The organism is Vogesella amnigena (assembly GCF_042648905.1).
In the GTDB taxonomy this organism is placed as follows: domain Bacteria; phylum Pseudomonadota; class Gammaproteobacteria; order Burkholderiales; family Chromobacteriaceae; genus Vogesella; species Vogesella amnigena.
Map to the genome: position 1 here is coordinate 241,869 of NZ_JBHRYH010000009.1, position 6,443 is coordinate 248,311.

Annotated in this window: 6 protein-coding genes; all 6 read right to left on the minus strand. The window is 62.6% G+C overall.

Annotation, left to right across the window (positions count from 1 at the left end; genetic code table 11):
• Nucleotides 1-54 precede the first annotated feature (54 nt).
• Entirely contained in the window at nt 55-912 is an 858-nt protein-coding gene (locus ACFOKJ_RS04670; protein WP_390276961.1) for an ABC transporter permease, read from the minus strand.
• A 10-nt stretch (nt 913-922) separates the two neighbouring features.
• On the minus strand, nt 923-1,792 hold the full coding sequence (locus tag ACFOKJ_RS04675; protein WP_390276963.1) for an ABC transporter permease: 870 nt from the start codon (nt 1,790-1,792) through the stop codon (nt 923-925).
• Between the two features lie 5 nt (nt 1,793-1,797).
• Nucleotides 1,798-2,892, minus strand: coding sequence for an ABC transporter ATP-binding protein (locus tag ACFOKJ_RS04680; RefSeq protein ID WP_390276964.1), 1,095 nt, complete (start codon nt 2,890-2,892; stop codon nt 1,798-1,800).
• 87 nt (nt 2,893-2,979) lie between these two features.
• Nucleotides 2,980-4,047, minus strand: a complete 1,068-nt coding sequence (locus ACFOKJ_RS04685; protein WP_390276965.1) for an extracellular solute-binding protein — start codon at nt 4,045-4,047, stop codon at nt 2,980-2,982.
• A gap of 205 nt (nt 4,048-4,252) precedes the next feature.
• A complete protein-coding gene (locus ACFOKJ_RS04690) occupies nt 4,253-5,221 on the minus strand; it encodes a DMT family transporter (RefSeq protein ID WP_390276966.1) in 969 nt (322 codons plus the stop codon).
• Between the two features lie 94 nt (nt 5,222-5,315).
• Nucleotides 5,316-6,179 (minus strand): AraC family transcriptional regulator, encoded by an 864-nt coding sequence (locus ACFOKJ_RS04695; RefSeq protein ID WP_390276967.1) that lies wholly within the window; start codon nt 6,177-6,179, stop codon nt 5,316-5,318.
• Nucleotides 6,180-6,443: the final 264 nt, after the last annotated feature.

The window sequence follows — 6,443 nt, forward strand, 5'->3', positions numbered from 1 at the left end:
CTGGTGGGCACGCTACGCTTTGCCCACCCTACACGGGGGTTGGCCGCAAGGGCGTCATGCCTGCTGTTTGGGCTTGCGCAGGTATAGCAGCACCACCGCCAGCGCCGACACCAGCATCAGCCCCAGGCTGACAGCGTTGAGCACCGGCGAGGCACCCTCGCGCATGCGGCCGTACATCAGGATGGTGAGCGGACTGTCGCTACCTACCAGCATCAGCGTAGTGTTGAAGTTCTCGAACGACAGCAGGAAGGCTACCGCACCGCTGCCGATGATGGCCGGCTTCAGGTACGGCAGGGTGATCGTGCGCAGGATCTCCCAGCGGCTGGCGCCCAGGTTCAGCGCGGCCTCCTCCAGCGAGGTATCGAAGCGCTTCAGCCGCGCGGCGATGGTCAGCGTGGCGATGGTGATGATGTAGGACACCTGCCCCATCACCACCAGCGGCAAGCCGGGGCGCAGCCACTCCAGCTCGATTTCCCAGCTGTCGTAGAGAAAGTTGGCGATCTGGCTGGCAAACGCCAGGATGGAAATCCCCAGAATCACGCCAGGAATCACCAGTGGCACCAGCATTAGGGTGGTGAACAGGCCCTTGCCGCGGAACTCGGCGCGCTCCAGCACAAAAGCATTGCTGGTACCCAGCAGTACCGAAATCAGGCTCACCCAGAACGCAACCTTGCAGCTATGCCAGATGCTGACCAGCAGCTCGCTATCGAACAGCAGGCCGGTGCGGCCGTTACCATTGGCCAGGAACCAGTCCAGGGTGAAGCCCTGCCACGGCGGGGTGGGAAACAGCGAGTCGTTGAAGGCGAATACCGCCACCACCGACAAGGGCAGCAGCAGGAACAGGAAGAACACGGCCAGGTACAGCGTGCGGCCGCGCAGCAGCCAGCGGTTGTCCGGCAGGCTTGGAATCATGTCAGGCTCCTCAGGTACGGCGCATGGAGTCGGCAAAGCGCTGGCCGGTGAGCTTCAGCCCCAGCCATACCAGCAACGACGACAGCCCCAGCAACAGGAAGGCGAAGGCCGAGCCCTGCTCCCAGTTGAAACGGGTGATGAACTGGGTATAGATCTGCTCGGTGAACCACATCGAGTTCTTGCCGCCCATGATCACCGGCGTCAGGTAATTGCCCAGCGTCAGCATGAACACCATGATGCAACCGGCGGCAATGCCGGGCGCCGCATGTGGCACCACGATGCGGCGCAGGATATCCAGCCGATTGCCGCCCAGGTCATAGGCAGCCTCGATCAGGCTGTCGTCCAGCGTTTCCAGTGCATTGATCAGCGGCACCAGCATGAATAGCAGCGAGCTATACACCAGCCCCACCAGGATGGTGGCATCGTGGTACAGCAGTTCCACCGGCTCGGCGGTAATGCCCAGCTGGAACAATAGCTGCGGCAGCACCCCGGAACCACGCAGCAGGATCAGCCAGCCCAGCATGCGCACCAGCTCGCTGGCCCAGAACGGCAGCAGGATGCCGGCCATCAGCAGTGCGCGCACCCGCCCGCGCGCCACCTTGGCGATGCTCCATGCCACCGGAAACGCCAGCAGCAGCGCCAGCACGGTAACGATCACCGACATCAGCGCGGTACGCACGAAGGTATGCCAGTACAGCGGCTCGTCGAAAAAGGTCAGATACTGCTTGAGGCTGGGGGCGAATTCGCCGGGGCCGACCCGCTCGCGGAACGACAGCAGACCCACCTCCACGTGCGGCAGCAGGATCAGCAGCGCCAGCCACAGTACGGCGGGCGCCAGCAGCAGGAACAGGCCAAGACGGCGCGGAGCCAGTACGTTCATGGCGCTCACTCCCTGAAGGCCTTGGCATGCTCGGCGCGGATGCCGAGGTATACCGTCTCGCCCGGCTGCAGATCGGCATGCTGGCCGGTGTGCGGCAGCGCCACATGCAATGGCGTGCCGTAGCGGGCATCGCGTACCTGCACCGTGGAGTTGGCGCCATCGAAATACAGCGTTTCCACCCGGCACGGCAGGCGGTTGTCGAACGCCGCCACATCGGCCTCATGCCGCGACAACGCAATGGTTTCCGGGCGGATGAACAGCGCCTGGCTGCCGCCGGTATCGTCCTGCTGTGCGGCCAACTTCAGCGGCAGACCGCTGGCGGCCACGCCCTCGCCTGCGCCGGACAGCGTAACTTCCAGCCGGTTGCTGTTGCCGACGAAACCGGCCACGAAGGCACTGGCCGGCTGGTAGTACAGCTCTTGCGGCGTGCCCACCTGTTCGAAGCGGCCCTTGTTCATTACCGCCACCTGGTCGGACATCACCAGCGCCTCGCTCTGGTCGTGGGTGATGTAGACAAAGGTGGTGCCGATCTCGTGCTGCAGCTGCTTCAGCTCCAGCTTCATGTGTTCGCGCAGTTTCAGATCCAGCGCCCCCAGCGGCTCGTCCAGCAGCAGCAGGGTCGGCTCCAGCACCAGGCTGCGGGCAATCGCCACGCGCTGCTTCTGGCCACCGGACAGCTGGTCGATACGCTTGCCCGCAGTACCGGGCAGACCGACACGCTCCAGCATCGCTTCGCTGCGGCGACGGATCTCGGCCTTGCCGAGGCCCCGGCGCGCCAGGCCGTAGCCCACGTTGTCGCCTACCGACATCATCGGGAACAGCGCCAAGTGCTGGAACACCATGTTCACCGGGCGACGGTTGGGCGCCACGTTGTGCATGCTGTGGCCGCCAATGACGATATCGCCGTCATCCGGGGCGATGAAGCCGGCGATCATGCGCAGCAGCGTGGTCTTGCCACAGCCGGAGGGGCCGAGGATGGAAAAGAAGCTGCCCTTGGCCACGTCCAGGCTCAGCCGGTCGACGGCAGTAAAACCGGTGTAGTGTTTGCTGACGCCACGCACCGACAAGTCGATGGCGTCATGTTGCGGGGTATGCGGCATGAAGAGCCCCATTCAAATTGGAGAGAAAAGAAAGGCCGCGAACGCGGCCTTGCAGAATTGCCAGCCACGGCTGTGGCCGGCAGTGACTTAGCTTGCAGCCTTGATGCGATCCAGCACCTTGCCGTCGATCTCTTCCAGACCAGCCGGAATCGCCGGGTACCACTTGATGTTCTTCATCGCTGCCGGCGGGAAGGACTCTGCCAGCTGCTTCTTCATCTGCGCATCCATGAAGTTCTCGGCGCCCTTCACCGCAGTGAAGCTACCAGCAGACTTGGCCACCTGGGCTGCGATTTCCGGACGGGTGATGAAGTTGATCCACTTGTAAGCGGCATCCAGGTTCTTGGCCTTGGCCGGGATGGCAAAGGTATCCACCCAGCCCAGCGCGCCGGACTTGGGCGCCACGAACTTCAGCGCCGGGTTTTCGCTGTTCAGCTTCCAGCCACCGGCATCCCACATCTGCGCAGCCACCACCTCACCGGTACGGATATCGTTCAGCAGCTGATCCTTGCTTTCCCAGAAGTACTTGAGGTTCTTCTTGCAGCTGATCAGCTTGTTGCCGGCTGCGGTCATGATTGCCTCGTATTCCTTGGCATTGGCATAGGCCTTGAACGGATCCTTGCCCATGGCGAAAGCCTGGGCGATCAGCGTCGGGCGCTTCAGGCGCACCGCGGTCTTGCCGGCATACTGCGGGCTGCACAGATCACCGTAGTCGGCGGCCTTGCTCTTGGCGCTGTTCACTACCAGGCCATCGGTACCCCAGAACAGCGGCAGGCCATATACCTTGCCATCCAGCGCGGTGACTTTCTGGGTGGACGCCAGCATGGAAGGGATGAAATTGGCCGTCTTGACCTTGGACAGGTCGATAGGACGGTAGATGCCAAACTCGCGCACCGGGCCGGTGATGCGGTCCTGGCTGGGGTTGGCCAGGTCAAAGCCGGCACCGCCGGTGGCGCGCAGCTTGGAGATCATTTCCTCGTTGTTGGACAGGGTCACCTCGACGGTGATGCCGGTTTCCTTCTTGAACTGCTCTACCACCGCCTGTGGCGCGTAGTCGGCCCAGGTCAGCAGGCGCAGTACGGAATCGGCGGCGTTGGCATTGAACGCACATGCCACCAGCAGTGCACCGGCGGATAATTTCGAAACTTGCTTGAACATGTATTGCCACTCCCTCGTGTTTGGAAAGACAACTCCGCAGCCACCGGTGGCGGCTGCGATTCCGCGTGTACCCTGCATTGCGCCGGGTTTTGTCTCGCGGGCCAGCACCAGAGAATATATAGGCCATGTTACGGGCATGTTTAATAAAAATTTCAGTTGTTGGTTTTTTGTGCGTTTCCTGTATGTTTTCTTACAACACTGCAACTCAGCCAGCATGCCCCTCTGCAGCTACCAGCTCGGGTTTGACACGTAACGCCCACAGTACCCCGGCTACCAGCAACAGCACTCCCAGCAAGGTAAGCCATGCCGGGAACTCGCTGCGCCACAGGTAGGCGTAAGCCAATGCGGCCAAGGTTTCAAACACGATCAACTGCCCCACCAGCGCGGTAGGCAGGCGCTGGCTGGCCTCATTCCAGCACAGGGTCCCCAGCCAGGAGGCAAACAAGCCGATGGCGGCCATCAGCAGCAGAAAACGGACCGGCTGCGGACCCAGCGGCATGGCGAAACCACTGTCGCCAGCACCGGGCAGCAAGTTCAGCAGCACAAAACCCAGCAAGGCCAGCGGTAAGGTGGCCACACCCTGTGCCGTGGCCCAGGTGCGCGGGCTACGACCTGGATGGTCGCGCAACCAGTCAGCATTGCGCAGCGGGTACCAGGTCCAGCAGGCTACCGCCAGGCAGGCCAGCAGCGCACCACTGACATAGCGCCCCAGATCGACCCCGCTGTCGCGGCGCAAGGCGTCCAGTTCCACGCTGTTCACACAGGCGATACCAACGGCGATCAGCAACAGCGAAGGCAGCAGTCGCAGCCAGGGCAGACGCCCGTCACGCTGGTGGTCGCGCAGATTGGCGCAGATGGCGATTACCACCGGCAAGGTACCGATCAGCATGGTGGGTAGCGGGCCACCGGCACGCTGGATGGCACCAGCCAGGCACAGGTAGTACAGCAGATTGCCAACTGCAGCGAGCTTGAGCGCCTCCAGCCAGTCCGCACGGCTCAAATCGCGCAAGCCTGCGCGATCCACCCAGGCTAGCGGCAAGGCAATCAATCCGAATGCCAGATAGCGCCCCACCGACAACAGGGCAGCCGGATACTCCGGCAACATCTGTGGCGCCACGAATACCAGCCCCCACATCAGGCCAGCCACCAATGCATACAACACTCCTGCCAACATGCTCACCTCCAGTCTGCGTTGCCGGCAGTGTAGGTTGGCCGCAAGGCAGCGGTCTTGTACCAGATTGCGATGAACGGGATACGTAAAGGAATGGCTAGCGCAAGCGCAGCTGTTGCTGATAACGCGCCGGAGTCACACCGTAGCGACGCACAAAACAGCGATTGAGATGCGACTGATCAGTAAGGCCGGCAGCGGCAGCCACCTGCGCCGGCGGCAGACCAGTGGCCAGCAGGCGCTTGGCCTCGTACAGCCGCAGCGCCATCAGCATCTGCTGCGGCGTAACGTGATACTGCGCCCGGAAGCGGCGCAGAAAATGGTAGGGGCTAAGGCCAGCAACTGCGGCCAACTGTTCCAGCGTCAACCGCTCGGCAAGGTGCGCGTGCAGAAAGTCCAGCACGGCAGTCAACCGCACATCGGCCTCGCGCCGCGCCGGTCGCGGCACCCGCGCCAGCGGACGGAACTCGGCCAGCAGCTCGTACAGCTGGCTATCGAATGCCAGCGGCTCCTCCGCCTGCCACAACGCCGCCAAACGCTGGCCCACCCGCTGCGCGATGGCAGGGTCGTGGCGGACCGCAGCGTCGAACCACCAGCCGTCTTCGCCGCTGACGCGCGCCAGCACATCCGGATCGATATAGATCATGCGGTAGCACCAGCCCTGTTCGGTGGCCGCCTCACCGGTATGCAGCGCATCCGGATTCATCAGCACCAGCGAGCCGGATGAAGCCAAATGTTCACTGCCGTGATAACGAAAGCGCTCCACTCCGCTTTCAATCGCTCCCAGACCGAAAGCCGCATGGGTATGCGGCTCGAAAGCATGGCTGACGATATGTGCCCGATACAGCTCCACACCTGGCATCGGCTGACAAAACTCTGCCCGATCTGACAAATGCTCGAACGCCTGTGGCACGCCATTCAGCGACACGGAGGGAGGGATCGAAGCAGTTACAACGGAAGACATGGGCGATGGAGCGGTCACGATAAAACCACATTCTGGCAGAAAAGCGGTCCATCATCAGGCGCGATGATTGAGTCGACGTCGCTGACACGGCGTGCAGCCAACGTTGGTCGCAGCCTGCAATCAGGCAAGACTGCACCGGTGTGCTGGCTGCCGCCCACCACAAAGCACAAAGCCCAGCTCGTCTGAGCTGGGCTTCTTGTGGGGGAGTCTGGCGGTGTCCTACTTTCACACGGGTATCCGCACTATCATCGGCGCTGAGGCGTT